The organism is Streptomyces xanthophaeus (assembly GCF_030440515.1).
Classification (GTDB): domain Bacteria; phylum Actinomycetota; class Actinomycetes; order Streptomycetales; family Streptomycetaceae; genus Streptomyces; species Streptomyces kutzneri.
In genome coordinates, this window is the sequence record NZ_CP076543.1 from 4,553,613 (window position 1) to 4,578,024 (window position 24,412).

Here is a 24,412-nt window from a genome sequence, read left to right on the forward strand (position 1 = left end):
CCGTCGCGGGCGCGGGCGCGGTCCTGGGAGCAATCCACCGCTGTCCGGGAGGACCACTTCAGATGGCCAAGATCATTGCGTTCGACGAGGAGGCCCGCCGCGGCCTCGAGCGTGGGATGAACCAGCTCGCCGACGCCGTCAAGGTCACCCTTGGCCCCAAGGGTCGCAACGTCGTCCTTGAGAAGAAGTGGGGCGCCCCCACGATCACCAACGATGGTGTCTCCATCGCCAAGGAGATCGAGCTCGAGGACCCGTACGAGAAGATCGGCGCCGAGCTGGTCAAGGAAGTCGCCAAGAAGACGGACGACGTCGCCGGCGACGGTACGACCACCGCCACCGTGCTCGCCCAGGCGCTCGTCCGCGAGGGTCTGCGCAACGTGGCCGCCGGTGCCAACCCGATGGCCCTCAAGCGTGGTATCGAGAAGGCCGTCGAGGCCGTCTCCGCCGCCCTGCTCGCCCAGGCCAAGGATGTCGAGACCAAGGAGCAGATCGCTTCCACGGCCTCCATCTCCGCCGCCGACACCCAGATCGGCGAGCTCATCGCCGAGGCCATGGACAAGGTCGGCAAGGAAGGCGTCATCACCGTCGAGGAGTCCCAGACCTTCGGTCTGGAGCTGGAGCTCACCGAGGGTATGCGCTTCGACAAGGGCTACATCTCGGCGTACTTCGCCACCGACATGGAGCGCATGGAGTCGGCCCTCGACGACCCGTACATCCTGATCGTCAACTCCAAGATCGGCTCGGTCAAGGACCTGCTGCCGCTCCTGGAGAAGGTCATGCAGTCCGGCAAGCCGCTGCTGATCATCGCCGAGGACGTCGAGGGCGAGGCGCTCTCCACCCTCGTCGTCAACAAGATCCGTGGCACCTTCAAGTCCGTCGCCGTCAAGGCCCCGGGCTTCGGTGACCGCCGCAAGGCCATGCTCGGTGACATCGCCATCCTCACGGGCGGCACGGTCATCTCCGAGGAGGTCGGCCTCAAGCTGGAGAACGCCGGTCTCGACCTGCTCGGCCGCGCCCGCAAGGTCGTCATCACCAAGGACGAGACCACCATCGTCGACGGTGCCGGTGACAGCGACCAGGTCGCCGGTCGCGTGAACCAGATCCGCGCCGAGATCGAGAACTCCGACTCGGACTACGACCGCGAGAAGCTCCAGGAGCGCCTCGCGAAGCTGGCCGGCGGCGTGGCCGTCATCAAGGCCGGTGCCGCGACCGAGGTCGAGCTCAAGGAGCGCAAGCACCGCATCGAGGACGCCGTTCGCAACGCGAAGGCGGCCGTCGAGGAGGGCATCGTCGCCGGTGGTGGCGTGGCCCTGCTGCAGGCCTCCGCGGTCTTCGACAAGCTGGAGCTCGAGGGTGACGAGGCGACCGGCGCCAACGCCGTGAAGCTCGCGCTGGAGGCCCCGCTCAAGCAGATCGCCGTCAACGGTGGCCTCGAGGGTGGCGTCGTCGTCGAGAAGGTGCGCAACCTGCCGATCGGTCACGGCCTGAACGCCGCGACCGGCGAGTACGTCGACATGATCGCCGAGGGCATCATCGACCCGGCGAAGGTCACGCGCTCCGCGCTGCAGAACGCCGCGTCGATCGCCGCGCTGTTCCTGACGACCGAGGCCGTCATCGCCGACAAGCCCGAGAAGGCCGGTGCCCCCGCGGGCGGCGGCATGCCGGGTGGTGACATGGACTTCTGATCGACCCCGGCTCCGGCCACCGGTTGATCGGCTGTTCTCGAACGAGGGCGGCACCCCCACGGGGGTGCCGCCCTCGGGCGTTTCCGGATTCCCCGGAACCGGAAGGTGGCCCGTTCGACCGTTCCAGGCCGGCGGGTGGGGACAGGCGGGCCCGGCCCGCGGGGCGCGCCCCGCCGACCAGGGGGAAAACCGCTGGCCGGGGCGGGTGGGGGCGTGTGACGGTACGGCCATGGGCAATTCCGTCGCGTACCCGGTCCACCGCACCACCGATCCCGCCGAGGCGTACGCCAAGGCGCGCCTGCTGTGCGGGCTGCTGGCCCGGCGCTACGAGAAGGTGCGGGTGGGGGCGGAACTGGGCACGGTCGAGGACGTGCGGCGCATGGCGGCGCTGCTGCCGGACGCGAGGTACGACCACACGGACATGCGCACGCACCCGGAGACGGACGAGCCCCTCTTCTTCGGGGTGGACGTGCGGACGGCCACCGACGCGGAGCTGGCCGCGGAGCTGCCGCTCGACTTCGGCTGCACGGAACTGCCGGCCGCGGTGGCCGAGGAGGAGTTCGTCCGCGCCGTGGGTACGGGCCCCGCTTCCCTCGGCTGGGACGGCTGCTGGCCCGACGAGCCCGAGCTGGGCTCGTACGCCTCGCCCAAGTACGACGGCGTGCAGCTGGTCCTCAACAGTGACGAATGCGAGTGGTCCCGGCAGGTCGGCGGGGTCCACACCGTCTACGTCCACGTCACCAAGTTCGGCGACCCGGGCCGCGCCGAGCGGCTCGCCGCCGCGATCGGCGGCAGCGTGCTGGGCGAGCCGGAGCGGGGCTGCTGAGCGATGGGAAGTTCGACGGCCTACCCCGTGTTCCGGACCGACGACCTCGCCGAGGCCTATCGGCGGGCCCGCCTGCTGTGCACGTGGATGAAGCCGCTCGACCCGGAGATGTGGCTGGTCGCGCAGGCGCACACCGTCCAGGAGGCCCGGACACTGGCGGCGCTCCTCCCGACGGGCCTGTTCGAGCCGTCGTACGACTGGGACCGGGACGTCTGGTTCACGGGCTCCGAACTGCCCGGCGGCGACCGGGAGCTGGCGGCCGAACTGCCGCTGACCGTGGACGCGGACGTGGCTCCCGGCCCTGTCGAACAGGCCTTCCTGCGCGCGCTGGGCGGCGGAGCGGCCAGGATGCGCTGGCGCGGAGCGTGGTCCGCCGCGATCCCGTCCTGGTCACAGGACTCGACGAACCAGCGGGTGGAACTCGACATCAACGAGGAGCATCCCGACGGCCGGCACACCGTCTACGTGCACTTCCGGTACGACGACGAGGCGGGCGCGGCCCATCTCGCGGCCGCGATCGGCGGGTCGGTACTGGGCCCCGGGCAGCTGGGCCGCTGAGGCCGTCGCCCCGGGCCGCATAGGCTGGGTGCATGGCTGATCTCTTCGTCAAGATCTGCGGGCTCAGGACCGCGCACGATGTCGACGTGGCCGTGGCCGCCGGGGCGGACGCCGTCGGGTTCGTCTTCGCGCCCGGGAGCCCGCGGACCGTGGACGCCGCCACCGCGCGGGAGCTGGCGGCGCGGGTGCCGGACGGGGTACTCACCGTCGGCGTGTTCCGGGGGCAGGCGGTGGCGGAGGTGCGCCGGTTCGCCGAGGAGAGCGGTGTGCGCGGGGTGCAGCTGCACGGCGAGGAGGGGCCCGAGGACTTCGCGGCGCTGCGCGCCGAGGGCCGGACCCTGCTGCGGGCCACCGCCGAGCGCGTGCGGCGCTGCGGCGAGTACGGCGAGGACCTGCTGCTGCTGGACGCGCCCGACCCGGGCTCCGGCAAGCCGTGGAACTGGGGCGCGGCGGACTTCACCGCGCCCGAGGGGCGCTGGCTGCTCGCGGGCGGGCTGAACCCGGGCAACGTACGGGAGGCGCTCGCGGCCACCGGGGCGTGGGGTGTGGACGTGTCCAGCGGGGTGGAGCGGGAGCGCGGCGTGAAGTCGCCGGAGCTGATCCGTGCGTTCGTCGAGGCCGCCCGGGGCTGACGCCCGCAATTACGTAATGCTCGCTACAGAAGTTGTGCTAGGTTCATTCTGTAGTGATCATTATTGAATTCGAGGGGGGCTCCATGAGCAGGACAGCGCTGGTCACGGGCGGCAGCAGGGGCATCGGACGGGCCATCGCCGAGCGGCTCGCCGCCGACGGTGTCATCGTCGTGCTCACGTACGCGAACGACGGCGTGGCCGCCGGCGAGACCGTCGAGCGGATCACGAAGCACGGCGGCCGGGCCTTCGCCCTCCGCGCGGAGCTCGGCAGCCCGGGCTCCGCCGCCGCGCTCTGGGCGGCGTACGACGCGCTGGGCCTCGACGGGGTCGACATCATCGTCAACAACGCGGGTATCGGACTGCCCATTCCACTCGGCGAGATCACCGAGCAGGACTTCGACCGGGTCTTCGCGGTGAACGTCCGGGCGCCGTTCTTCGTCGTCCAGGAGGCGCTCGGGCGGCTGCGCGACGGGGGCCGCATCATCAACATCTCCAGCGGCGCCGCGCGCATCGCGATGCCCGAGATCCTCGCCTACGGGGCCACCAAGGGCGCGCTCGACACACTGACCCTGAACCTCGCCAAGGCCCTCGGCGCGCGCGGGATCACCGTGAACTCGGTCGCCCCCGGCATCGTCGACACCGACGTCAACGCCGGCTGGCTGCGTGGCAACGCCGAGGCCGAGGCGCACGCCGCCTCCCTCTCCGCGCTCGGCCGGGTCGGCCGCCCCGAGGACATCGCGGACGTCGTCGGCTTCCTCGCCTCCGACGCCGCGCGCTGGGTGACGGGCCGCGTGGTCGACGCCACCGGAGGCACAGCGCTCTGACTTCCGGCCCCCTGCCCCCGGCGCGGGGCTCGGGCCGTGTGCCGGGCGCGGGCCGTCTGTCGGGTGCGGGCCGTGTGCCGGGCGCTGCCCGGACCCGCGCCTCAAACGCCGGCGAGGCTGGAAATGCGGGCCCGTGCCTCGGTGGGTGGCGGGGCTGGGGGTGGCGGGCTTGTCGGTTGGTGTCGGGGTGGGGGGCCGGGGCGGGGTGTCTCCTCGGCTCGGCGCGTGCGGGTTTGTCTCGGTTGTTCTCGGTGGTTGCGCGCTCGTCCTGCGGGGACACCCCGCCCCGTCCCCCCACCCCTCACGCCGTCGAAGCCTGCCGTGGGGCGGGGACATGCAGGAGGGTCCCCGCAGGACGAGGCGCGACCACGGCCGCCTGGCCGTGACAAGCCCGAACGCGCCGAGCCGAGGAGACCCTCGTGCGGGGCACCGCCCCACACCACCCAGCCCCGCCGGCGTTTGAGGCGCGCCCCCGGCGGGGGCAGCCCGCGCCGTGAACTGCCGAGCACCCCGCAGGGGCACGGGCGGAGCCCGGTGGGGATCCGGACCCGCCGTACGCCGAGCACCCCGCAGGGGCAACGCCAGGGGACCGGCAGACGGTCGATAGGGTCCCCCTCGAGGGGGATCATGGACATGGAACGACCGCGGCCCGTGCGGCTCTTGGGGTACCTCGCGTTCGCCGGCGCCGCCGCATTCGCGGCGGTGGCCGCCCTGTACCTGGTCCTCCTGGCGAAGCTGGTGTTCGCCGACGCCCCCGGCCGCATGTGCGGGATCGACAGCTGCCCGCGAGGCACGGGCACCCTCGCGCTCCTCGCCCCGCTGTGCGCCGCCGCCGCGTGGCTGCTGTGGCGTACGCCGAGGAAGCGCGGCCACGGACGCGCCCCGGCGCACGTCCGGGTGATCGCCGGCTGCGTGGCGCTGGCCGCGCTGGGGCCCGGCTGGCTGGGCTTCGAGTGGGTGCGCGGCCCGCAGCTGGACCTGTCCGGGTGGCAGGAGCCGGTGCATCCGGCGGCGCCCCCGGTCGGCGTCTGGGCGCCCGCGCCCGGAATGCTCGTACGGGCCCGCACCGACGGCCTCGTCGCCTACGACGGGGAGGGCCGCAAGGGCTGGCGGCTGCCCGCCCCGGAGCGTACGCCGCTCTGCGCGCTCAGCCGGACGACCCCGTCGGGCACCGGCCTCCTCGCGTACGGGGAGAGCGTGGGGACATGCGGCTCGCAGGTCGTCGCCGTGGACCTGGCCGGGGGCCAGGTCCGGTGGACCCGGAACACCGGCCGGGCCCTGGTGGCCGCTGCGGGCGCGAGCGCCGTCGTGGCGGACCGGGACACGGTGACCGGCCTCGACCTGCACGGCGGGCATGAGCTCTGGCGGGTCCCGGTCCCGGCCGACTGCACGGTGAAGGCCGTCGACGGCTCGGAGCGGCACGCCCTGTACGTGGAGGAGTGCGGCGACGCCGCCCGGATCACGGCCGTCGACGCCCGTACGGGAACCCGCGCCTGGCAGACCGCGCTGCCGACGGCGAGCCGGCTGCGCGAGGTGCGGGTGCTGTCCGCCGTCCCGCCTGTCCTGCGCGTCACGGAGACCTCGGAAAGCGGCGTGGACGCGGTGCTGCTGCTCGACGGCACGGGCCGCGTGCGGGGCTCCGTACCCGCCTCGGGCCCGGACGGGGACCTGCTGTCCGAGCCGTCCCCGGTGCTGACCGGCGGCACGCTGGTCACCGCGGTGAAGCAGGGGAAGAAGAACGGCGTGTCCGCCTACTCCCTCACCGACGGCCGTCGCCTCTGGCACGCGGGCGCCGGCGACGAGGAGGTCCGCGGGCTGGCCACGACCGGCCCCGGCGAGGTCGGCGTGGTGACCTCCGGCCACCGGTGGACGTACCTCACCCACCGCGGCCTGGCCGACGGCAGGCGCCGGGCGGAGCCCACGGTCCTGCGCGACCTGCCGCTGGGCGAGCGGTTCGCCTTCTATCCCGGTCCGCCCGGCTCGTACGTCTTCGTCAACCTGGACCGCAAGGGCCTGCTGCCGCCGACCTTCGACATCGACCCGGTCTTCGGCTGGTGACGGCGGCCGGCCGGAGTCACGGCCCGGCCGCGCGGAAGAGCGCGAGGAGGTCCTGGGCGGGCGGCGCGTCCGCGTCGAAGAACTGCGTGGCCAGGCCGGGCGGGACCGCCGGCCCGTGCATGCGGACCTCGTGGCAGCTGAAGCAGAACGCCGCCTCGAACAGGACCGGTTCGAGGGAGTCCCCGTAGCCGCGGATGCTCCATCCCGGTGCGAAGCCGCAGCGGTGCTGACCGCTGCCCGGCAGGGTCCCGATGAGCGCCAGGGCGTCGGTCACCTCGCTCCCGGACCAGTGGGCGACGGTCCGGCCCGGATACGGGGCGCCGCGCTTCGCCGGGAGTGCGGAGATCCGTACCACCTCGATCAGCGCGGTACCGGTCAGGACTTCGGCGGGGAGCTGCATGGACACAGTGTCCCCGCCGCCCGGATCACGGGGGTCACACGCCGGAGGACCCCCATCCCCAGTACTGGCCGAAGGCCTCGCCGCCGGTGGCCCGGCCGTCCTCCTCGACGGTCTCGACGTCCGGCATCTCCTGCAGGGCCTCGACCTGGTCGGGGCTGAGCCGGGCGGAGAAGCCGTGCAGGACGGTGCGGTAGATGTGGACCGGGGTGGCGCCGACCCGCTCGGCCACTTCGGCGGGGTCGCTGTCCTCCCGCACGGTGACGATGTACGTGGTGTGGTCGGCGGCGGGAAGCGTGTGCGGTACGGGCTCCGGCCCGTCGGCGGTGGCCGTGGCCACGGGCAGTACGGCGACGGCGGCCAGCACGGCGACGGCCACGGGCAGGGCTCGGCTCAGGCGGATGCGCATGGGGCGAGGCCATCACGGGCGGCGGGGCCGGTCAACGACGCCGGCGGGTGTGGCGGGGTCACGGGCGGCGCACCGGCCGTGCGCCCCCTGGTCCGGCGGCGGACCGTACGGGTGATCTTCCGGGGCGGGCCGACGGCCGCACGGGACGGGGCACGACCGGTACGGCACAGCGGGACAACCCTTTCTGCACGGTGCGCGCGATCGGGCGCACCGACGCGGGCGCCGGACGGGCAACCAGGTGAGCCGGTGATTCAAGCTGCACGGAGGTGGCAGCGATGGAGCTGAGGGCCGCCCCCGCAGGAGCACCTGGTGCCGTGAGGGCGGCTCCCCCCATGCCTCCGACCGAGACCCCGTCAGGGAGTTCCTTCCATGCGCCTGCTCGCACGCCTGGCCGCCGCCGCCCTCCTCACCGTCCCCCCGGTCGCCGCCGGTACGGCCTCCGCCGCGGCCCCGGAGCCGACCCCGGCGCCGCTGAAGTCCGCCGCCAACCCGGTGCCCGGCATGTACATCGTGACGCTGGAGAACGGGGTGGACGCGGCCAAGGCCGCGCAGAAGCTGGGCCTGAAGCCCTCCTTCGTCTACACCTCGGCGCTGAACGGCTTCGCGGTCCCGATGACCCCGCTCCAGCTGACGATCGTCCGCAACAGCCTGGGGGTCAAGTCGGTCGAGGAGGACGCGAGGGTGCAGTCGGTGCCGAGGCCCAGCAACGCCCCTGGCACCCGTGCTCCGTCGAACTCGTGGGGCCAGGACCGCATCGACCAGGAGAAGCTGCCGCTCGACAACAGCTTCACTGTTGAGGGCAACGGGGCCGGGGTGACCGCGTACATCCTCGACACCGGCATCGACTACCAGCACGCCGAGTTCGGCGGCCCCGACGCCACACGCGCCACCTTCGGCTTCGACGCCGTCGATGACGGCCGTAACGGCCAGGACTGCCAGGGCCACGGCACGCACGTCGCGGGTACGGTCGCGGGCGCGACCTACGGGATCGCGAAGAAGGCGAGCCTGGTGAGCGTCCGCGTCCTCGGCTGCGACGGCACGGGCACGTGGTCGGGGATCATCGCGGGCCTGGACTGGGTGGCGAAGAACGCCAAGCAGCCGGCGGTGCTGAACGCCTCCCTGGGCGGGGAGAGGTCGGACGCGGTCAACAACGCCGCGGACGCGGTCACCGACGCGGGTGTGCTGCCGGTCGTCGCGGCGGGCAACTCCGCGAAGGACGCGTGCGGGGTCTCGCCGGCCTCCGCCGGGAAGGTGTTCACGGTCGCGGCGAGCAACCAGTGGGACGAGGAGACCTCCTTCTCCAACTGGGGGCAGTGCGTCTCCGTGTACGCACCGGGCGAGGCGATCGTCTCCGCCAAGCTCGGCGGCGGCAGCGTGGCGCTGAACGGCACGTCGATGGCGGCTCCGCACGCCGCCGGTGTGGCCGTCCTCTACAAGGGCAAGAACCCCAAGGCGACCCCCGAGGAGATCGCCGAATTCCTGGAGTCCGAGTCCACCAAGGACGTCCTGAGCAGCCTCAGCCCGGCCAGCCCGAACAAGCTGCTGTTCACCGCCGGTCTCTGATCCCCGCCCTTCAGAGGCCGGTGCCGAAGCCCGTGGCCCCGCGGTCCTCCTCCACGGACTCGACGTCCGGCATCGCGCGCAGGGCCTCGACCTGCTCGGGGCTGAGCCGGGCGGCGAAGCCGTGCAGGACGGTGCGGTAGACGTGGACCGGGGTGGCGCCGACCCGCCGGGCCACCTCGGCCGGGTCGGCGTCCCCCCGCACGGTGACGATGTACGTGGCGTGCTCGGCGGTGGGGGCCGCGTGCGGTACGGGTTCCTGCACGTCCGCGGCGGCCGCCGACACGGGCCGGGCGGCGACGGCGGCCACTACGGCGACGGCGGCCAGCACGGCGGCGGCCACGGGCAGGGCTCGGCTCAGACGGATGCGCATGGCCCGACGCCATCACGCGCGGCAGGGCCGGTCAACGACGCCGGTGGGTGTGGCGGGTGCACGCCGGCCACCGGCCGCACGCTCCCTGATCCGGGGGTCGGACGTACGGGTGAATCTCGCACGGGTTTCCGCACCCGGGGCGAAGCTGCCCACAGCCCCTGCGGCACAGGGGAATAACCCTTTCTGCAGCGTGTCCGGCACGGCATGTCGACGTGGCGAACGGACGATCCGCCAGGTGGCGGCGATGGTTCAAGTCGCGCCGGGAGGGTGCCCGATGTAGAGGAGGGCCGCACCCGCGGAGGACTCCAGATCGCGGGGGCGGCTCCCCCATGCCGATGTACCACGCACTTCAGGGAGTTCCCTTCATGCGTCAGCTCGCAGCCCTGACCGCCGCCGCCCTCCTGGCACTGACCCCCGTCGCGGCCGGCGCGGCTTCCGCCGACACCCCGGAGCCGACCCCGGCGCCGCTGCTCACGTCCGCGGACGCCATCCCGGGCAGCTACATCGTCACCCTCGACAAGAACGTCGCCCCGGCGGCGTTCGCGAAGAAGCTGGGCCTGGCGGCGAAGTTCACGTACACCAAGACGATCAACGGCTTCGCGGCGTCCCTCACGGCGGCGCAGCTGAAGTCCGTGCGTGCGACGCACGGCGTGATGTCCGTGACGGAGGACGCGACGGTGACCGCGCCGCCGACCCCCGCGAACGGGATCGGGACCAAGTCGCCTTCCAACTCCTGGGGTCTGGACCGCATCGACCAGCGGTTCCTGCCGCTGGACAACGACTTCAGCGCCAACCGCAGCGGCCAGGGTGTGACGGCGTACATCGTCGACAGCGGCATCGACTTCCGTCACCCCGACTTCGGCGGCCGTGCGCGGCCGGGCTTCGACGCGATCGGGGACGGCCGCAACGGCGGGGACTGCAACGGCCACGGCACGCACGTCGCGGGCACGGTCGGCGGGACGACCTTCGGCGTGGCGCGCAAGGTGAGCCTGGTCAGCGTCCGGGTCCTCGGCTGTGACAACCGTGGCTCCTGGTCGGGCATCATCGCCGGCTTCGACTGGGTGGCCAACAACATCCGGCAGCCTGCCGTCCTGAACGCCTCGCTGGGCGGCGGCCGGCTCGAAGCGGTCAACAACGCCGTGACCGCCGTGTCCGACCGGGGCGTGCTGCCGGTCGTCGCGGCGGGCAACGACAACATCGACGCCTGCCGGGTCTCGCCGGCGTCCGCCGCGCGCGTGGTGACGGTCGGCGCGACGAACCGCTTCGACGAGGAGACCGACTTCTCGAACTGGGGCACCTGCCTGGACCTGTACGCCCCCGGCAAGGACATCGTCTCCGCGCGTCTGGGCGGCGGCAGCGTGGCCCTGGACGGTACGTCCATGGCCGCGCCGCACGTCACCGGTGTGGCCGCGCTCTACAAGTCGGAGCACCCGAACGCGCTGCCGGCGGAGGTGACGGACTTCCTGAACGAGGTGTCCACGAAGGACATCGTCCAGAACCTCAGCGACGACAGCCCGAACCAGCTGCTGTTCACCGACGGTCTCTGATCGCTCAGAGCGACCCGACGAACCGGGCCCAGGCCTGCGCGTGGAACACCACGTGCGGGCCTTCGGGCTGCTTGGAGTCCCTCACGGGGACGAGGCCGGGGTGTCCGTCGGCCACTTCCAGGCAGTTTCCGCCGTCGCCTGCGCTGTGGGTGGACTTCCGCCAGGCGGCCGCCGACAGGTCGTACTCAGGCTTGCTGGTCATGTTCGTAATCCTCCGCCACCGATTCGATCAGGGCCAGGGACTTGCGCGGTGACAGCGCGTTGGCCGTGAGGAGATCGTAGGTCAGGGTGTGTTGGGCGACGGTCGCCGGATCGTCGAACAACTGGCCCATCCCGAGGCCGTCGACGTAGGAGAGTGGCGGCGCGTCATCGAACGACATCAGCTTGAGGGTGCCTGCCAGCCCCGCATGGAAGCCCGCACTGAACGGAAGCACCTGCACGATGACCCGGCAGGAGCGGATCAGTCTCGCGATGTGCCGCAGGGCCTCGGCCAGGATCGCCGGGCTGTCCCCGGCGCGTCGCAGGACCGCCTCGTCGAGGACGCACCACAACAGCGGGGTTGTTGGGTCGTTGAGCAGCGAGGCCCTGGCCAGGCGATTCGTGACCAGCTCGTTGATGGTCTCCTCCGTGGCCGTCGGCTGGTACGCGCGGAACACTTCGCGCGCGTACGCCTCTGTCTGGAGCAGTCCTGGGATCAGCTGCGGCGCGTACTCCCGGATGGTCTTCGCCAGAGCTTCGGCTTCGGCGGCCGCCGCGAAGTGGTCCGGGTACTTCGACTCGGCAGCCGCCCCGCAGTTGCGGACGAAGAATCCGCCCGTGTCGAGGATCTCGTCGATCTGGCGGGCGAACTCCAGGTGCATCCGTCGGGTGCCGGCTTCGAGCTGGCCGATGAACGCGCCGCTGACGAAGAGCCGTTCGCCGAGTTCGGCCTGGCTCATGCCCGCGCGTTCGCGCGCTACGCGCAGTTCCGCGCCCAGGAGGGCGCGGGGTGAGGAGGAGGGATCGAGGTTCTTCCGTGCCATGGCAACTCCCTGAGCAACATGTGCGGTTGTTGCGGGGTCCGCACTTGAAAGGCTAGTGAGCGCGTCGCCACTCTGTGTGAAGAAGTTGGATACTCAGAGTAGAAAGGTGACATGTCATGGTGCTCTCCCCACAGGAGCGCATGCAGGCGGCCGAGGAGGCCGTCCAGCAGCTGCGGGAATCGCTCGCCGCGGTCGGGGTGCTGTTCCCCTCGCTGGACGTGGAGCGGGTCTCGGCCGCCGGTACGTACGGCCTGCCGCTGGTCGACCTCGGCCGCTGCAACCTGGACACCGCGCTCCGGCTGGCCGCCGTCCTGCACGAGCGGGCGGCGGGCGCGTGAGCGAGTCCGTGGAGGCGGTGAACTTCGCCTTCGAACTCGGCTGGAAGCTACGGGGGCTGGAGACGGCCCTCGCCTGTGGCGCGTGGAGGCGTGGAGGCATGGGACTGTCCGTGCGCGTGCAGGGCGACGAGGGCGGCGGGCACTGGACGGCCGTCGGGGACGACGGGGAGCGGCGGGAGTCGCGGACGGCCGCCACGGCGGACGAGGCGACCGCGCTGGTGCAGGAGGCGTTCGGGATGACCGCGTGGCGCCCCAAGCCGCCTCCGCCGCCGGGCTGGCACCGGTTCACTCTGATCCACTGCCCGGTGGAGGAGTCACCGAGCTACGAGCGCATCGAGGCGCGGCCGCCGCAGGGCTGCGTGGTCGAGTACGTCGGCGGGTACTTCGGGCTGCGCTGCGAACGGCCGGGGGCGCGGCTGCTGGATGCCGTCGCCGAGACCTGCCGGGAGGTCCGGACGGAGCACGGGCTGTTCATGTCCGACCTCGGCATCGAGAAGCTGTGGGAGTGGTCGCAGGACGGTACGGACGGCTGGGGTGCGGAGATCGTGGGCCAGCTGCTGCTGATGGCCGCCGAGCGCGGGCCGAAGCTCGGCTACGAGGTCGACGACCTGGTGCGGTTCTTGCGTACCGCTGCGGGCTGAGCCGTATTCAGCTTCAGCTGGTTATGCGTTCGCCGTCGTACTTGCCGCCTACGCAGTTCCACACACCGGTGGCGGAGTCGTACTCCACAGCTCCCCCTCCGTGCTCGCACGTCGGTCCGGCGACAGTCGGTACGGCACCCTGTGCAACGGGGACCGCGGCGCCGAGGGCGGCCAATACGAGGGCGGCGGTGACCGCGAGAATTCGGGTACGCATGGGCTCCTCCGGAGGTCGAGCGACACCAACACGTCAACACCAGCCTCCCTCTGCGGCGGGTCGGGCGCACCCTCGAGGGGGCGCACAAGGGGGCGCACGAGGGGCGCCGCTCGCGGTCGGGCGGCAGGCTGGTGTTATGGCGAACACGCCCGAGGTAGCCGTGGGGGCGCCTGAAGATCTCGGCTTGCGGTCGGTTTCGGTGGACGGCAGGCGCGTCGGCAAGGCCGTGTCCCTCAAGGAACTCCGAAGAATCCTGCATCGTGCCGGTGTGCCACCGGATCACGAGATCCACTGGCTCGGCGGAGACAGCACTGTCTGGCCGGACCAGGCATGGGTGCGGCGAACCATTTGCCTCTTCGTGGTCGTCGGCCTCCTCGTGACGGCATATCCGCTCTTCCGGATCGGAGTGTCGGACAGCGGCGATGCCCTCACGTACGGCGGACGGATCGCGGGACTCACCATCCTCGCCGTGGCCCTGGTGGAGGTGTTGGCCGTCCTGGCCGCCATCGACTACTGGACCAAGCGTCGGTGGCGGTACTCGGGAGTGGTCGTGCTGGTCGGAGTCGTGATCTCCCTCCTCTGTAGCGCTGCCCTGCTCCTGCTGCAGATCGGCGAGCGGTTCAACGGTTACACCGTGGCCGGGATAGCCCTCGGTGTCTGGTCCTCGGTGGCCCTGTTCGGACTTTTCAGATGCGGGGCGTGGAAGGGACTCAAGGTCCCCAGGAAAATCGCGATCGGGGTGGTAATTTCCACCCTTCTCGCCGCCGCCAACCTTGCATATTCACAGATCTATGTTCCCTATGTGAAGATTCCGCTGATCCAGAGTGGGGCCGAGTTCAGGGAGTCGAACATGGAAAAGGGGTCGCGACGGGTGTATGTGACGGTCCATCTGTTCGTGAAGAACTCCGGCCAGGTGCCCGTCTATGTCCTCGGCAGCATTTATTGGATCCATGGCGTGGCTGCGAGCAGTAAGTTCGACGCCAAGCCTGCTAGAGCCGACTTGATCTACGATGGCGATTTCGTCACGCCGGCCGGCCGAGCACTGGATCCAGGGGAAGAGATCGCCCAGGATGCGGTGATCGAGATAGATGGTGCCGATCCTCACAAGTATGAAGCGGTCAGGGCCCAGACCGAGGTGTACGTGATCAGGAAAGACAGAATGAAGATGACCGCGGACTACATGCGTTCCTTCGTGGAGGGGGAGGGACTCAAGAAGGACTCCCAGCCTCGGGATCCAGCCAATGCGAAGTACAGATACCGGACCGGGCTCTCGAACAGCAGCGAAATTCTGAACGTGACCCGCGGCCGACAGCGCATCACCGTGTGGAGGGTGGGCGGCAAGAATCCGTACATCATTGTGGATGTGTCGCCACCGGATGAACGGATACCCTTCGACCCCCGAAACCCCATCACTAACAAACAGAAGGTCGTTGACCGGTACGGCCTCTCGCAGGTGCGCGGGTCCACGGCGGAGACGCCCTACGCAGAGCTCCTGGAAAAGGCCAGCGCCACCGAAAAGGGCGCGACCCCGCCCCCGACTCCTACCCTGCCCAAGCCTCCGGCCATGTGACCTTCTCTCACACCGGGGCGTCGGTGCGCAGGCGGGCGTGCAAGTGCTCGTCGTGCCAGCCGTCCGCGTGCAGGAGGGCGTCGCGCATGGTGCCTTCCAGGGGGAATCCGGCCTTCGTCGCGATGGCGCAGGAGGCCGGGTTCGCCACGGAGTGGGTGATCCGTATCCGGTGCAGGCCGAGGTCCTCGAAGGCCCAGCGGGTGACGCGTTCCGTGGCGGCCACCATGACCCCGCGGCCGCGCCCGGCGGGCAGCAGCCAGTAGAGGATCTCGCCGCTGCCGCCCGGGAGGTCGAGGTCGCCGATGCCGATGAGCCCGACGGCCGGGCCTCCGCCGGCCGGGGCGACGGCCCAGATCGCGGCCTCCTCGTCCTGCCAGCGGGCGTGCCAGCGGGCGATCCGCTCCTCGGCCTCGGCCGGATTCAGGAGGGCGGGCCGGTTCCAGTGCCGGATGTCCGGGTCGAGGCAGGACTCGACGAGCGCGGGGACGTCGTGGGCCGCCCAGGGGCGCAGCAGCATGGCGCCCGGCAGTTCGAACTCCGGCTGCGGCAGGGCGCGCATCCGGCCGGCGGGGACCACGTGAGGTATGGAGTTGATCATCTCTGCATCATTGCGGACCCGTGGCGCGCATGCGCATGAGCAGGAACAGCGCGTACGGCGAGTCCGAGGCGAAGGTCTGGCGGTGCAGCGGCTCCGGGACCCGGGGGCCCCAGAGCCAGACCTTGTCGCAGCCGTAGCAGAACGCGGCTTCGTACAGGGGCGGCCCGGCCGGGTCGGCGTAGGCGCGGATGCCCCAGCCGGGGGCGAACGCGCACAGGGTGACTTCGGCGGCGGGGATCTTCCGTACGGCCGTGAGCATCTCCGCGACGGCGGGACCCTCCCAGTGCCCCACGACGGGACCGGTCATCGGGTCGCCGTGCCACTCGGGACCGGCGGTGATGCGCACGACGTCGATACGGGTCGTGGCGGCGACGGCGTCGGCGGGGAGCAGCATCCGCACATCATGCGGGGCTATGCGGGGACCCGTTCCTTCGGGGGTGTTCCGGTGGTGGTGGCGGTGGCGGTGTCCGGGTCCTGGTCGGGGTTGGTGTCGAGGTCGGTCAGCATCTGGCGGGTGAAGCCGAAGAAGTAGGTGGCGGCGAAGCCCACCAGGTAGCCGGTCAGGAGGCCGCCCGCGTAGATCGCGAGGGTGATGCCGGCGCCGGACTTGCCGTCGAGCAGGGGGAACAGGGCCCAGCCCGAGGGGCCGATGGCGGTGGAGCCGAAGGCGACGCCCAGTTGGTGGAAGAGGCCGACGAAGGCGCCGCCGGCCGCGCCGCCGATGCAGGCGGTCACGAAGGGGCGGCCGAGCGGCAGGGAGACGCCGTAGATCAGCGGTTCGCCGATGCCCAGGAAGCCGGCCGGGAGGGCGGACCTGATGGTGGCGCGGATCGAGCCGTTGCGCGGGAGGCGGTAGTAGACGGCGATGGCCGCGCCGACCTGGCCCGCGCCCGCCATGGCGAGGATGGGCAGCAGGACGGTGTAGCCGTCCTGCTCGATGAGGGTGGTGTGGATGGGGATCAGGGCCTGGTGCAGGCCGAGCATCACGAGGGGGAGGAAGAGGCCGCCCAGGACCAGGCCCGCGAAGGCGCCGCCACTGGCGAGGAGCCAGTTCGCGAAGGTGCCGATGGCGGCGGAGGCCTCACCGGCGAGGTACATCAGGCCGAAGAGGGTGACCAGGCCCGAGATCAGCACGGTGAGGGTGGGGGTGACCAGGACGTCCAGGGCCTCCGGCACCCACCTGCGGCACCACTTCTCCACGTACACGGCGAGGAGGGCGGCGGCGAGCGCGCCGAGGACGCCGCCCTGGCCGGGCTTGAGTTCCAGGCCGAAGGCGTCGATCTTCGCGACGCCCGGGAAGACGATGATCGCGGCGACCGCGCCGCCCAGGATCGGCGTACCGCCGAACTCCTTGGCCGTGTTGTATCCGACGAAGACCGCGATCAGGGACATGAAGCCGGACGCGATGGCGGCGAGGGCGGGGACGACGGCGGGCACCCAGCCCAGATTCGTCAGCAGGCCGTTCAGCCCGGCGATGATGCCGCAGCCGATCAGGGCCGGGATCAGCGGGATGAAGATGTTCGCGATGCGGCGCAGGAACAGCTTGAAGGGCGTGGCGTTCCGGGCCTTCTGAGCCTCCTTCAGGGCCGCACCCTGAGCGGCGAGGCCGTCCGCGGTGATCCCGCCGGAGGGCTGGGCCGCCGGGGCGGCGGGCGGGGCGGCTGCCGGGGCGGCCGAGCGGGCCTCCTCCACGAGTGCCTCGAACTCCGGGGTCACGCGGGCGACGGCGCCCGGGCCCAGCACGATCTGGTACGTGTCGTCCTCGACGACGCCGAGGACCGCCGGGAGGGCGCGCAGGGCCTCGTCCTGGACCAGCGAGCGGTCGCGCAGCGAGAGGCGCAGGCGGGTCATGCAGTGCGCGATCGAGGTGATGTTGTCCGGGCCGCCGACCAGCGGCAGGATCGCGGCGGCGGTGGCGCGGTTCTTGTCAGTGGACATGGGGGATCGCCTTGGCTCGGGGGTCAGCGGGTGTGGGCGAGGGCGTGTTCGAGGGCGGCGCGCAGGTGGCCCCGCGAGGCGGTGAGCAGCTCGGCGGCCGTGGGGCCGTCGACTCCGCCGAGGACGACGAGTACGGCGTTCTTCACCTCACCGCCGGTGGCGGTCAGGGCGGCCTCGATCTCCTCGTCGGGTGCGCCGGTGGCCAGCGCCACGATGCGTCGGGCGCGGGCGCGCAGCTTCTCGTTCGAGGAGCGCATGTCGACCATCAGGTTCCCGTACGTCTTCCCGAGGCGGATCATCGTGATGGTCGAGATGAGGTTGAGGACGAGCTTCTGCGCGGTGCCGGCCTTCAGGCGGGTGGATCCGGTGAGGAGTTCGGGTCCGACGACGACCTCGATGCCGTGGTCGGCGGCGGCGGCGAGGGCGGATCCGGCGTTGCAGGAGAGCCCGACGGTGAGCGCGCCGCGGGTACGGGCGAACTCGACGGCGCCGATCGCGTACGGGGTGCGGCCGGAGGCGGAGATACCGACGACCGTGTCGTGCGGCCCGATCTCCAGCGCGGTGAGGTCGCCTGCGGCCAGCTCCTTCGAGTCCTCGGCGCCCTCGACGGCCTTGACCATGGCGGAGGGGCCGCCCGCGATCAGGCCGACCACGTCGGCCGGGTCGGTGTTGAAGGTGGGCGGGCACTCGCTGGCGTCCAGGACGCCCATCCGGCCGGCCGTGCCGGCGCCCGCGTAGACCAGCCGCCCGCCGCGGGCCATCCGCTCGGCGATCGCGTCGACGGCGGCGGCGATCTGCGGGAGCTGCGCGGCGACGGCGGCCGGGACGGTGGCGTCCTCGGCGTTCATGGTGCGGGCGATGTCGAGGGTGGGCAGCCGGTCGATCTCGGCGAGGTCCTGGCGGAAGGCCTCGGTGGTGAGGGTGTCCAGCTGGGCGCGGAGTTCTTCGTAGGCGGTCATGGGCGGCTCCCGTGCGGGTGGTGTGGCAGTGGGTGAGGGCTTCGTAGGAGGCGGCGAGGGCGGGTGCGGCGGTCTCGTAGGTCTGCTGTGCGGAAAGAGGGCCTTCATCGCCGGGCCCTCGCGGGTCCACAATGGGCGCATGGACCACGCGACCCCCCTGGAGCAGGCGCTGCACGTCGCCCGTGCCCTTGTTCTCGCCGACCTCGCCGCCGGCGAGGTCGCCGATGCCGATGTCGTCTCCCTCGTCGAGGATTCGGTCACGCACCGCCGGTGGTGGGTGGAGCAGTGGCCGGAGGGTGTCGACTACCTTGCCGGACTCGTCGCCCAAGACGTGAAGGACGCGCTGCTGGAGAAGTACGGACGATGGCCGCTGTGCCCGGTCTGCAACCACGGTGAGCCGCACGCGCTGGATGTGGAGCCGGAGCTGGGACCCGACCCGCACTGGGTGTGTTCGGAGGCGGGTGTGAAGGTGGCCGCGATCGGCGGCCTGGGCCCGGTCTTCGGACTCCGGTGAGCCGCCGGTGACCGTCTACATCGACCCGCCGACCTGGCCGGGCCATGGCCGCATGTGGTCGCACCTGGTCAGCGACGTCTCGTACGAGGAGCTGCACGCCTTCGCGGCGGCCATCGGCTGCCCGCCGCGGGCCTTCGAGCGGGACCACTACGACGTGCCCTCGTACCGGTACGCGGACGCGGTCGGCGCCGGTGCGGTGGAGATCGGCAGCAAGGAACTCGTCCGCCGCCTCACCGCGGCGGGCCTGCGCCGCCCGAAGGGCCGGCCGGCGGCCTAAGGGCTCGGGGTCGGGGTCGGGGGTGCGGACGGCTCCGGGACGGCGTGGGGCTGGGCTGCCGGCGGGAGCTCCCAGACGTGGTCCGGGGTCGCGATCTTGGTGACCGTGTTGGCGATGAGGGAGCTCAGGTTGCCGAACTTTCCGTCGACGTCGGAGTTCACCACGATCACCAGGGTGGCGCGGGCCTGCGGGAGCCGGACGGCGATGGTTTCGTAGCCCGGCAGCTCGCCGTTGTGGCCGATCCAGCCGTCGAGTTCGGCGATGCCGAGCCCGTAGCCGATGTCGGGGTGCCCGGTGGGCAGCATGCGCACCCGCTGGGCCTGGGTGCCCGGCTCCAGCAGGCGGTCGCCGTCGGGCAGCTTCCCGGTGACCAGGGTCGGGACCCAGGAGTGCAGGTCGTCCATGGTGGAGATCATCGCGCCGGCCGCCCAGGCCCAGGACGGGTTCCAGGTGGAGGCGTCGACGGTCGCGCCGTTCGGGGTGAAGTTCGTGTAGCCGTGCACGTACGGGGACGCGATCTCGGTGCCGGTCGGCAGCGAGGTCGCGTCCAGGCCGGCCGGTTCGAGGACGTGCTGCTGCAGGTAGGTGTGCAGGGGCTGCCCGCCGACCTTCTCGACCAGCAGGCCGAGCACAACAGTGTTGGTGTTGGAGTACTCCCAGCGCGTGCCCGGAGGGAAGTTGGCAGGGTGCCGGAAAGCGGTGTCCAGCAGCTCCTGCGGGGTCCAGGTGCGGTGCGGGTCGGCCTTGTAGGTGGCCAGCAGGCGCGGGTCCTCGGTGTAGTTGTAGAGGCCGCTGCGCATGTCGGCGAGCTGCCGGACGGTGATCCTGTCGCCGCCGGGCACGCCGTCGAGGTACGTGGAGATCGGCGCGTCGAGCCGTACCTTCCCGTCGTCGACGAGCTGGAGGACGGCGGTGACGGTGAAGGTCTTGGTGACGCTGCCGATGCGGGTGTGCATGTCGGTCTTGATGGGGACGCCGGTGGCCTTGTCGGCGGTGCCGAAGGCGCGCACGTAGGGGTCCTCGCCGTCGATCCACAGGCCGACGCCCACACCGGGGATGGCGGCCTTGCGCATGGCCGCGGTGATCGCGTCGTCGAGCTGCTCGGCGGTCACCGGGTCGATGTCGACCCGGCCCGGCGGGGCGGCCGCGGGGGCCTGGCCCGCGCAGAGCGCGGTCAGCAGCAGGGAGGCGGCTGCCAGGACGGTGGGCGTGCGGTACCGGCCCATGAAGGATCACCCCTGACGCACGTCCCCGAGCGGTTCCCCGATCCCCGAGCGGACCTTCCCATCGTAGGAAGCCGGGTTCGGGGCGGCGACCGGGGCCGACGCGGCGACCGGGCCCGGGCCAGGTCGGGCGGGGCCGGGAGGCGGACCCCGGACCGTACGGGCCGAAGCCGCCCCGCCGCACCACCTGACCTGCGGACATCTCTCCCGCACCGGAGCCCGCCCGGTGGGACTCCGGCGGCGGGGACGATCCCGGGATCCAAGACACGAGAGGGAAAGCACCACACCGAACCCCACCCCTCCCGCCCATGGCGCACGCTCACTCGCGTGAGTGAAAAATGCCAACTTGACTGGTTTCCGGGAGGGTTGCCTGATCTACGCTCAGCGCGAGACACCACATCACCGCTGACATGCGTCGGCCCCCGCCGGGAGTGCAATCCCAGTGCGGGGGCCTGACCACCGAGGAAGTAGCCCTCTTCCCTGATGGATACCCAGAACCCTAGCGTGAGCCCGCCCGCAGAGTCCCGGAACGACGGGGAAAACCACCCCTCCCGGCGAACCCGTGCGCACACCCGATCCGGCGGTGTCATCCACGACAACGCCCGCCACACCACCCGTTTCACGGTGATCGGCAACCATCTCGCCCAGCACCCCGAGCTGTCGCTGCTGGCCATCGGCCTGGCCGTGCACATCCAGTCCCTGCCCGGCGGCGCGCTCATCGACATCCGGACCCTGGCCGCCCGTTTCCCTGAGGGCAAGACCCGGATCGCCGGCGCCCTGCGTGAGCTGGAGGCCCACGGGTATCTGCGCCGCACGTGCGAACGCACCAGCAACGGTCGCGTCGTCACCCGCACGGTCTCCTGCAACCAGCCGGGCCGGTCCGGCGGCAGGGACGAGCCGCAACCGAAGCCCCGGCGCCCCGCCCGCCGGGAGGGCGAGCCGCCGCGCCGTGCCCTGCCCGCGGTGCCGCAGCCCGCGTACCGCGCCCCTGACCTCCTCCGGTCCGCCATCGAGGTCCTCGCAGGCCTCCGCCGTGGGGATCCCCGCCTCCTGCTCTCCGCCGCCGACGTCGAGCACCTCGCCCCCGGAGTCGCGGCCTGGCTGGAGCGCGACCTGCCTCCGAGCGCCGTACACCACGCCCTGACCGCCGACCTGCCGGCGGAGCCCCTGCACCGCCCGGCCGCCCTCCTGGCCCACCGCCTCGCGGTCCAGCTCCCGCCCGTGCCGCCGTTCCGCGCCCCGGCAGCACCTCCGGCCGTCAGACACCCACTCCAGAACTGCGACCTCTGCGACCACGCCTTCCGGGGCCCGGAACGGGGGACCTGCCGGGCGTGCGCGTCGGGGGCGGACCGCCCTCCCGAGAGCGCCGACGCGAGTCACCAGGGAAAGCCGGCCCAGGCGGCGCGGGTCAGGCAAGATCCGAAAGAGCCGGCCTAGGCGCGGGCGGGTTCCCCGGCGGGGGTCGGGGCGCCGCCCGCGGCGATCACGCGGGTCGCGCGCGGCGCCGTACGGCGGTCCAGGCGCAGGGCGAGGACGGTGAGGGCGATCGCGGTGACGGTCATGGCTGCGCCCGCCCAGGCGGTGGCGGCGAATCCCAGGCCGGCGTCGATGACGGTGCCGCCGAGCCAGGGGCCACCGGTGTTGCCGAGGTTGAAGGCGGCCGTGGTGGTGGCGCCGGCCAGGGTCGGGGCCGCGCCGGCCACGTTGAACATGCGGGCGTTGAGCGCCGGGGCGGTGAAGAAGGCCGAGAAGCCGAGGAGGAAGGCCAGGGCGATCGCCGCCGCGGCGGTGGAAGCCAGCAGGGCGAGCGCGGTCAGGAAGACGGTCGAGGCGGTGATGCCCCAGATCATCACGCCGAACAGGTGCGCGTCGGCGACACGGCCGCCGACGGTCGTGCCGGCGAGCGCGCCGATGCCGAAGAGGCCGAGGATCCACGGGACCCACCGGGAGTCCAGCCCGGCCACGTCCGTGAGTAGCGGTGACAGGTAGCTGAAGGCGCAGAAGACGCCGCCCGCGGCCAGCGCGGTGATGCCGATGGAGAGCCACACCTGGCGGTCGCGGTAGATGTGCAGCTCGCGCCCGAGCGACGGCTTCTCGGCGGGCAGCGGGATCTTCGGGATCAGCGCCAGGATGCCGACGAGGGCGATCGCGGAGGCGGCGGCGACCGACCAGAAGGCGGAGCGCCAGCCCAGGTGCTCGCCGAGGAAGGCGCCGGCGGGGACGCCGAGGACGTTCGCGATGGACAGGCCGCCGATCATGACGGCCATGGCGCGGGCCCGCTGGTCCTTGTCGACCATGGCGATGGCGACGGCCGCGCCCACCGCCCAGAATCCGGCGCAGGCGAACGCGGAGACCACGCGGGAGGCGAAGAGGAGCTCGTACGTGGGGGCCAGCGCGCCCGCGACCTGCCCGAGGCCGAAGAGGCTGATGAGGGCGATGAGGGTGGTGCGGCGGGGGAGCCGCAGGGTGGCTACGGCCAGCAGTGGTGCGCCCACGACCATGCCGATCGCGAAGGCGGATATGAGCAGGCCCGCCTGCGGGATGGTGACGCCCATGTCCTCGGCGATGGGTGGCAGCAGACCGGAGAGCATGAACTCGCTGGTGCCGAGTGCGAACACGGACAGTCCGAGGACGTACACGGCGACGGGCATGCGGGGGCGTGCGGCTGGTGCGGGCATGACTGTCACCAACCGGCGCGAACGCGATCAAATTCCCTACGGGACGAGAGTGGCGAGCTCGGCGGCGAGGTTGGCGCGGGCCGGGGCCTCCCAGTGCGCGGCTCCGTAGGGCGTGCGGAAGAGCTGCGGCAGGTCGAGCAGCTGGCGCAGGACGGCCGCGCGGCCGGTGCGGAAGGCGTCGTCGGGGACGAAGCCGTACTCGGCGCGGACGGCGGCCACGTAGGCGGCGTACGCGGCGGGCTCCCCGGCCAGGACGGCCAGGTCCGCGTCGCAGAGGGCCTCGCCGTCGGTGTCCCCGGGCGCGGGGTCGTGGGTGACGGTGAGCCGGACCAGGCGGGCCACCTCGGCGGTGCGCGCGGGGCCGATCCCGAGCTCGGGGAGGGCGCGCTCGGCGAGGGCGGCGCTGCGCTCCTCGTTCTCGGACCGGTCGGGGCGGTAGACGGCGTCGTGGAACCAGGCGGCGAGCCGGACGACGGCCGGATCGGCGGCGTGCGGGGCCAGGACGTCGATCCGCGCGAGTACGTCGGCCAGGTGCACGGTGGTGTGGTAGCGGCGCTGCGGCTCCGCCCAGGCGGTGAGGAGGCGGTCGGCGTAGGGCGCGGGATCACGGTCGGCGGCGGCGCCGGCGGCGGTGACGGTCGCCTGCCAGCGGGCCCGCAGGTCGGCGGTGTCCGGGTGGGTGTCGCTGCTCTGGGTGCCTGTGTCCATGGGCACATTGTGGGGTGGCGCGATTGTGCTGGTGAAGGGCGGGTGGAGGCCCGTATTCTGAATATTGGACTAGACCTCTAGTGGGTTTTCCTGAGTTTCCCGAGCTTTCCGAAGAAGGATGGGATCGAATGAGCAACCGTGCGCTCCTGGAGGTGATCGCCCTCGACGTGGAGGACGCGGTCGCGGCCCAGGCCGGTGGGGCGGACCGACTCGAACTGGTCACCGACATGGCCGCCGACGGGCTCACCCCGCCGCGCGAGACCTTCGCGGCGATCAGGGCGGCGGTCGACATCCCGCTGCGCGTGATGCTCCGCAAGACGGACGGCTTCGCGGCCGGCGACGTCTCCGCCCTGGCCCGGGCGGCACGGGAACTGCGGGCGGAGGGCGCGCGGGAGTTCGTCCTCGGCTTCCTGGACGCCGAAGGCGCCCCCGACCTGGCCGCGGTCGAGGCCGTCGTCGCGGAGCTGGACGGCTGCAGCTGGACCTTCCACCGGGCGATCGACCGCGCGGCGGACCGGGACCAGCTGCGCAAGGCGCTGGCCGACGTGCCGGGGCTGGACACGTACCTCACGGCGGGCGCGACGGCCGGGGTGGAGGCCGGGCTGCCGGTGCTGCTGGCGGAGGCGGCGCGGGGTGGTGAGCCGGGGTACGGGGCGCGGATCCTGGTGGGCGGCGGGTTGACGCTCGCGCACGTTCCGGTGCTGAGGGCGGGCGGGATCGACGCCTTCCACATCGGCGGCGCGGCGCGTCCCTCCGGGTGGGGCGGTCCGGTCTCGGCGGCGGCCGTCGCGGACTGGCGCACCGCCCTTTCCTGACCAGGGGTGCGGTGGTCGGGCGCGCCGCCGCTGCCGGGGGCTCCGCCC

28 protein-coding genes are annotated in these 24,412 nt (G+C 72.2%); 15 read left to right on the forward strand and 13 right to left on the reverse strand.

Annotated features, from left to right (window positions below):
- Positions 1-62: 62 nt before the first annotated feature.
- The 6 genes from groL (at position 63) to KO717_RS20200 (ending at position 6,583) form a co-directional block, all read left to right on the forward strand.
- Positions 63-1,685 carry a chaperonin GroEL gene (gene groL, locus KO717_RS20175; protein WP_301369967.1) on the forward strand — a complete coding sequence of 541 codons (1,623 nt, stop codon included), beginning with the start codon at positions 63-65 and terminating at the stop codon, positions 1,683-1,685.
- Positions 1,686-1,914: 229 nt separating this feature from the next.
- Positions 1,915-2,511: a hypothetical protein gene (locus KO717_RS20180; protein WP_301369968.1), complete on the forward strand. Its 597-nt coding sequence runs from the start codon at positions 1,915-1,917 to the stop codon at positions 2,509-2,511.
- A 3-nt stretch (positions 2,512-2,514) separates the two neighbouring features.
- Positions 2,515-3,069, forward strand: a complete 555-nt coding sequence (locus KO717_RS20185) for a hypothetical protein (protein ID WP_301369970.1) — start codon at positions 2,515-2,517, stop codon at positions 3,067-3,069.
- Between the two features lie 32 nt (positions 3,070-3,101).
- Entirely contained in the window at positions 3,102-3,701 is a 600-nt protein-coding gene (locus KO717_RS20190) for a phosphoribosylanthranilate isomerase (RefSeq protein ID WP_301369971.1), read from the forward strand.
- Between the two features lie 83 nt (positions 3,702-3,784).
- Entirely contained in the window at positions 3,785-4,525 is a 741-nt protein-coding gene (locus tag KO717_RS20195; protein ID WP_301369973.1) for an SDR family oxidoreductase, read from the forward strand.
- Between the two features lie 633 nt (positions 4,526-5,158).
- Positions 5,159-6,583, forward strand: coding sequence for an outer membrane protein assembly factor BamB family protein (locus KO717_RS20200; RefSeq protein WP_301369974.1), 1,425 nt, complete (start codon positions 5,159-5,161; stop codon positions 6,581-6,583).
- 16 nt (positions 6,584-6,599) lie between these two features.
- On the opposite strand, the gene KO717_RS20205 is transcribed toward KO717_RS20200, so the two are convergent.
- Together KO717_RS20205 and KO717_RS20210 are read right to left on the reverse strand one after the other, a co-directional pair.
- The gene (locus KO717_RS20205) at positions 6,600-6,983 is read right to left on the reverse strand and encodes a hypothetical protein (RefSeq protein ID WP_301369975.1); all 384 of its coding nucleotides are present in this window, start codon (positions 6,981-6,983) and stop codon (positions 6,600-6,602) included.
- A gap of 34 nt (positions 6,984-7,017) precedes the next feature.
- On the reverse strand, positions 7,018-7,389 hold the full coding sequence (locus KO717_RS20210; protein ID WP_301369976.1) for a protease inhibitor I9 family protein: 372 nt from the start codon (positions 7,387-7,389) through the stop codon (positions 7,018-7,020).
- 369 nt (positions 7,390-7,758) lie between these two features.
- Here KO717_RS20210 and KO717_RS20215 point away from each other — a divergent pair, with 369 nt between their 5' ends.
- On the forward strand, positions 7,759-8,952 hold the full coding sequence (locus tag KO717_RS20215; RefSeq protein ID WP_301369978.1) for a S8 family peptidase: 1,194 nt from the start codon (positions 7,759-7,761) through the stop codon (positions 8,950-8,952).
- 10 nt (positions 8,953-8,962) lie between these two features.
- Here KO717_RS20215 and KO717_RS20220 read toward each other — a convergent pair whose 3' ends face one another.
- Positions 8,963-9,322 (reverse strand): protease inhibitor I9 family protein, encoded by a 360-nt coding sequence (locus KO717_RS20220; protein WP_301369980.1) that lies wholly within the window; start codon positions 9,320-9,322, stop codon positions 8,963-8,965.
- A 365-nt stretch (positions 9,323-9,687) separates the two neighbouring features.
- Between KO717_RS20220 and KO717_RS20225 the strand changes: the two genes are divergently transcribed.
- Complete coding sequence (locus tag KO717_RS20225; protein ID WP_301369981.1) at positions 9,688-10,869, forward strand: S8 family peptidase; 1,182 nt, start codon at positions 9,688-9,690, stop codon at positions 10,867-10,869.
- A gap of 4 nt (positions 10,870-10,873) precedes the next feature.
- Here KO717_RS20225 and KO717_RS20230 read toward each other — a convergent pair whose 3' ends face one another.
- Entirely contained in the window at positions 10,874-11,071 is a 198-nt protein-coding gene (locus tag KO717_RS20230; protein WP_301369983.1) for a DUF397 domain-containing protein, read from the reverse strand.
- Positions 11,055-11,891: a helix-turn-helix domain-containing protein gene (locus tag KO717_RS20235; RefSeq protein ID WP_301369985.1), complete on the reverse strand. Its 837-nt coding sequence runs from the start codon at positions 11,889-11,891 to the stop codon at positions 11,055-11,057. Before KO717_RS20235 ends, KO717_RS20230 begins: the two co-directional genes overlap by 17 nt.
- A gap of 116 nt (positions 11,892-12,007) precedes the next feature.
- Between KO717_RS20235 and KO717_RS20240 the strand changes: the two genes are divergently transcribed.
- Positions 12,008-12,229 (forward strand): hypothetical protein, encoded by a 222-nt coding sequence (locus tag KO717_RS20240; protein WP_266595122.1) that lies wholly within the window; start codon positions 12,008-12,010, stop codon positions 12,227-12,229.
- Positions 12,226-12,870: a hypothetical protein gene (locus KO717_RS20245; RefSeq protein ID WP_301369987.1), complete on the forward strand. Its 645-nt coding sequence runs from the start codon at positions 12,226-12,228 to the stop codon at positions 12,868-12,870. Before KO717_RS20240 ends, KO717_RS20245 begins: the two co-directional genes overlap by 4 nt.
- Before the next feature lie 13 nt (positions 12,871-12,883).
- On the opposite strand, the gene KO717_RS20250 is transcribed toward KO717_RS20245, so the two are convergent.
- Complete coding sequence (locus KO717_RS20250; protein WP_301369989.1) at positions 12,884-13,084, reverse strand: hypothetical protein; 201 nt, start codon at positions 13,082-13,084, stop codon at positions 12,884-12,886.
- Positions 13,085-13,220: 136 nt separating this feature from the next.
- On the opposite strand from KO717_RS20250, the gene KO717_RS20255 reads away from it, so the two are divergent.
- Positions 13,221-14,654 carry a hypothetical protein gene (locus tag KO717_RS20255; RefSeq protein WP_301369990.1) on the forward strand — a complete coding sequence of 478 codons (1,434 nt, stop codon included), beginning with the start codon at positions 13,221-13,223 and terminating at the stop codon, positions 14,652-14,654.
- A 7-nt stretch (positions 14,655-14,661) separates the two neighbouring features.
- Here KO717_RS20255 and KO717_RS20260 read toward each other — a convergent pair whose 3' ends face one another.
- The 4 genes from KO717_RS20260 to murQ are packed head-to-tail and all read right to left on the reverse strand — an operon-like array spanning position 14,662 to position 18,149.
- Positions 14,662-15,252, reverse strand: coding sequence for a GNAT family N-acetyltransferase (locus KO717_RS20260; protein WP_301369991.1), 591 nt, complete (start codon positions 15,250-15,252; stop codon positions 14,662-14,664).
- A gap of 7 nt (positions 15,253-15,259) precedes the next feature.
- Positions 15,260-15,646: a hypothetical protein gene (locus tag KO717_RS20265; protein WP_301369992.1), complete on the reverse strand. Its 387-nt coding sequence runs from the start codon at positions 15,644-15,646 to the stop codon at positions 15,260-15,262.
- A 17-nt stretch (positions 15,647-15,663) separates the two neighbouring features.
- The gene (locus KO717_RS20270; RefSeq protein WP_301369994.1) at positions 15,664-17,190 is read right to left on the reverse strand and encodes a PTS transporter subunit EIIC; all 1,527 of its coding nucleotides are present in this window, start codon (positions 17,188-17,190) and stop codon (positions 15,664-15,666) included.
- A 23-nt stretch (positions 17,191-17,213) separates the two neighbouring features.
- Complete coding sequence (gene murQ, locus KO717_RS20275; RefSeq protein WP_301369995.1) at positions 17,214-18,149, reverse strand: N-acetylmuramic acid 6-phosphate etherase; 936 nt, start codon at positions 18,147-18,149, stop codon at positions 17,214-17,216.
- A 139-nt stretch (positions 18,150-18,288) separates the two neighbouring features.
- Here murQ and KO717_RS20280 point away from each other — a divergent pair, with 139 nt between their 5' ends.
- Together KO717_RS20280 and KO717_RS20285 are read left to right on the forward strand one after the other, a co-directional pair.
- Positions 18,289-18,663 carry a hypothetical protein gene (locus KO717_RS20280; protein WP_030727652.1) on the forward strand — a complete coding sequence of 125 codons (375 nt, stop codon included), beginning with the start codon at positions 18,289-18,291 and terminating at the stop codon, positions 18,661-18,663.
- A gap of 7 nt (positions 18,664-18,670) precedes the next feature.
- Entirely contained in the window at positions 18,671-18,940 is a 270-nt protein-coding gene (locus KO717_RS20285; RefSeq protein ID WP_030766289.1) for a DUF4031 domain-containing protein, read from the forward strand.
- Here KO717_RS20285 and KO717_RS20290 read toward each other — a convergent pair.
- Positions 18,937-20,166 carry a serine hydrolase domain-containing protein gene (locus KO717_RS20290; protein ID WP_301369998.1) on the reverse strand — a complete coding sequence of 410 codons (1,230 nt, stop codon included), beginning with the start codon at positions 20,164-20,166 and terminating at the stop codon, positions 18,937-18,939. The genes KO717_RS20285 and KO717_RS20290 overlap by 4 nt on opposite strands.
- Before the next feature lie 480 nt (positions 20,167-20,646).
- Between KO717_RS20290 and KO717_RS20295 the strand changes: the two genes are divergently transcribed.
- The gene (locus KO717_RS20295) at positions 20,647-21,600 is read left to right on the forward strand and encodes a helix-turn-helix domain-containing protein (protein ID WP_301369999.1); all 954 of its coding nucleotides are present in this window, start codon (positions 20,647-20,649) and stop codon (positions 21,598-21,600) included.
- Here the strand turns inward: KO717_RS20295 and KO717_RS20300 are convergent.
- Both KO717_RS20300 and KO717_RS20305 read right to left on the reverse strand, forming a co-directional pair.
- Positions 21,597-22,814, reverse strand: coding sequence for a Cmx/CmrA family chloramphenicol efflux MFS transporter (locus KO717_RS20300; RefSeq protein WP_301374629.1), 1,218 nt, complete (start codon positions 22,812-22,814; stop codon positions 21,597-21,599). The two genes, KO717_RS20295 and KO717_RS20300, sit on opposite strands and share 4 nt — an antisense overlap.
- Positions 22,815-22,877: 63 nt before the next feature.
- Entirely contained in the window at positions 22,878-23,549 is a 672-nt protein-coding gene (locus KO717_RS20305; RefSeq protein ID WP_301370001.1) for an HD domain-containing protein, read from the reverse strand.
- 128 nt (positions 23,550-23,677) lie between these two features.
- Between KO717_RS20305 and KO717_RS20310 the strand changes: the two genes are divergently transcribed.
- Positions 23,678-24,364, forward strand: a complete 687-nt coding sequence (locus KO717_RS20310; RefSeq protein WP_301370003.1) for a copper homeostasis protein CutC — start codon at positions 23,678-23,680, stop codon at positions 24,362-24,364.
- Positions 24,365-24,412 lie beyond the last annotated feature (48 nt).

What these genes read in the sequence shown, in the direction of transcription:
- KO717_RS20295 (WP_301369999.1), top strand. Translation starts at nt 20,647, where the DNA reads ATGGATACCCAGAACCCTAGCGTGAGCCCGCCCGCAGAGTCCCGGAAC.
- KO717_RS20190 (WP_301369971.1), top strand. Translation starts at nt 3,102, where the DNA reads ATGGCTGATCTCTTCGTCAAGATCTGCGGGCTCAGGACCGCGCACGAT.
- KO717_RS20205 (WP_301369975.1), bottom strand. Translation starts at nt 6,983, where the DNA reads ATGCAGCTCCCCGCCGAAGTCCTGACCGGTACCGCGCTGATCGAGGTG.
- murQ (WP_301369995.1), bottom strand. Translation starts at nt 18,149, where the DNA reads ATGACCGCCTACGAAGAACTCCGCGCCCAGCTGGACACCCTCACCACC.
- KO717_RS20220 (WP_301369980.1), bottom strand. Translation starts at nt 9,322, where the DNA reads ATGCGCATCCGTCTGAGCCGAGCCCTGCCCGTGGCCGCCGCCGTGCTG.
- KO717_RS20210 (WP_301369976.1), bottom strand. Translation starts at nt 7,389, where the DNA reads ATGCGCATCCGCCTGAGCCGAGCCCTGCCCGTGGCCGTCGCCGTGCTG.
- KO717_RS20310 (WP_301370003.1), top strand. Translation starts at nt 23,678, where the DNA reads ATGAGCAACCGTGCGCTCCTGGAGGTGATCGCCCTCGACGTGGAGGAC.
- KO717_RS20255 (WP_301369990.1), top strand. Translation starts at nt 13,221, where the DNA reads ATGGCGAACACGCCCGAGGTAGCCGTGGGGGCGCCTGAAGATCTCGGC.
- KO717_RS20300 (WP_301374629.1), bottom strand. Translation starts at nt 22,814, where the DNA reads ATGCCCGTCGCCGTGTACGTCCTCGGACTGTCCGTGTTCGCACTCGGC.
- KO717_RS20215 (WP_301369978.1), top strand. Translation starts at nt 7,759, where the DNA reads ATGCGCCTGCTCGCACGCCTGGCCGCCGCCGCCCTCCTCACCGTCCCC.
- groL (WP_301369967.1), top strand. Translation starts at nt 63, where the DNA reads ATGGCCAAGATCATTGCGTTCGACGAGGAGGCCCGCCGCGGCCTCGAG.
- KO717_RS20225 (WP_301369981.1), top strand. Translation starts at nt 9,688, where the DNA reads ATGCGTCAGCTCGCAGCCCTGACCGCCGCCGCCCTCCTGGCACTGACC.
- KO717_RS20260 (WP_301369991.1), bottom strand. Translation starts at nt 15,252, where the DNA reads ATGATCAACTCCATACCTCACGTGGTCCCCGCCGGCCGGATGCGCGCC.
- KO717_RS20230 (WP_301369983.1), bottom strand. Translation starts at nt 11,071, where the DNA reads ATGACCAGCAAGCCTGAGTACGACCTGTCGGCGGCCGCCTGGCGGAAG.
- KO717_RS20250 (WP_301369989.1), bottom strand. Translation starts at nt 13,084, where the DNA reads ATGCGTACCCGAATTCTCGCGGTCACCGCCGCCCTCGTATTGGCCGCC.
- KO717_RS20280 (WP_030727652.1), top strand. Translation starts at nt 18,289, where the DNA reads ATGGACCACGCGACCCCCCTGGAGCAGGCGCTGCACGTCGCCCGTGCC.
- KO717_RS20235 (WP_301369985.1), bottom strand. Translation starts at nt 11,891, where the DNA reads ATGGCACGGAAGAACCTCGATCCCTCCTCCTCACCCCGCGCCCTCCTG.
- KO717_RS20180 (WP_301369968.1), top strand. Translation starts at nt 1,915, where the DNA reads ATGGGCAATTCCGTCGCGTACCCGGTCCACCGCACCACCGATCCCGCC.
- KO717_RS20290 (WP_301369998.1), bottom strand. Translation starts at nt 20,166, where the DNA reads ATGGGCCGGTACCGCACGCCCACCGTCCTGGCAGCCGCCTCCCTGCTG.
- KO717_RS20305 (WP_301370001.1), bottom strand. Translation starts at nt 23,549, where the DNA reads ATGGACACAGGCACCCAGAGCAGCGACACCCACCCGGACACCGCCGAC.
- KO717_RS20185 (WP_301369970.1), top strand. Translation starts at nt 2,515, where the DNA reads ATGGGAAGTTCGACGGCCTACCCCGTGTTCCGGACCGACGACCTCGCC.
- KO717_RS20195 (WP_301369973.1), top strand. Translation starts at nt 3,785, where the DNA reads ATGAGCAGGACAGCGCTGGTCACGGGCGGCAGCAGGGGCATCGGACGG.
- KO717_RS20200 (WP_301369974.1), top strand. Translation starts at nt 5,159, where the DNA reads ATGGAACGACCGCGGCCCGTGCGGCTCTTGGGGTACCTCGCGTTCGCC.
- KO717_RS20240 (WP_266595122.1), top strand. Translation starts at nt 12,008, where the DNA reads ATGGTGCTCTCCCCACAGGAGCGCATGCAGGCGGCCGAGGAGGCCGTC.
- KO717_RS20270 (WP_301369994.1), bottom strand. Translation starts at nt 17,190, where the DNA reads ATGTCCACTGACAAGAACCGCGCCACCGCCGCCGCGATCCTGCCGCTG.
- KO717_RS20265 (WP_301369992.1), bottom strand. Translation starts at nt 15,646, where the DNA reads ATGCTGCTCCCCGCCGACGCCGTCGCCGCCACGACCCGTATCGACGTC.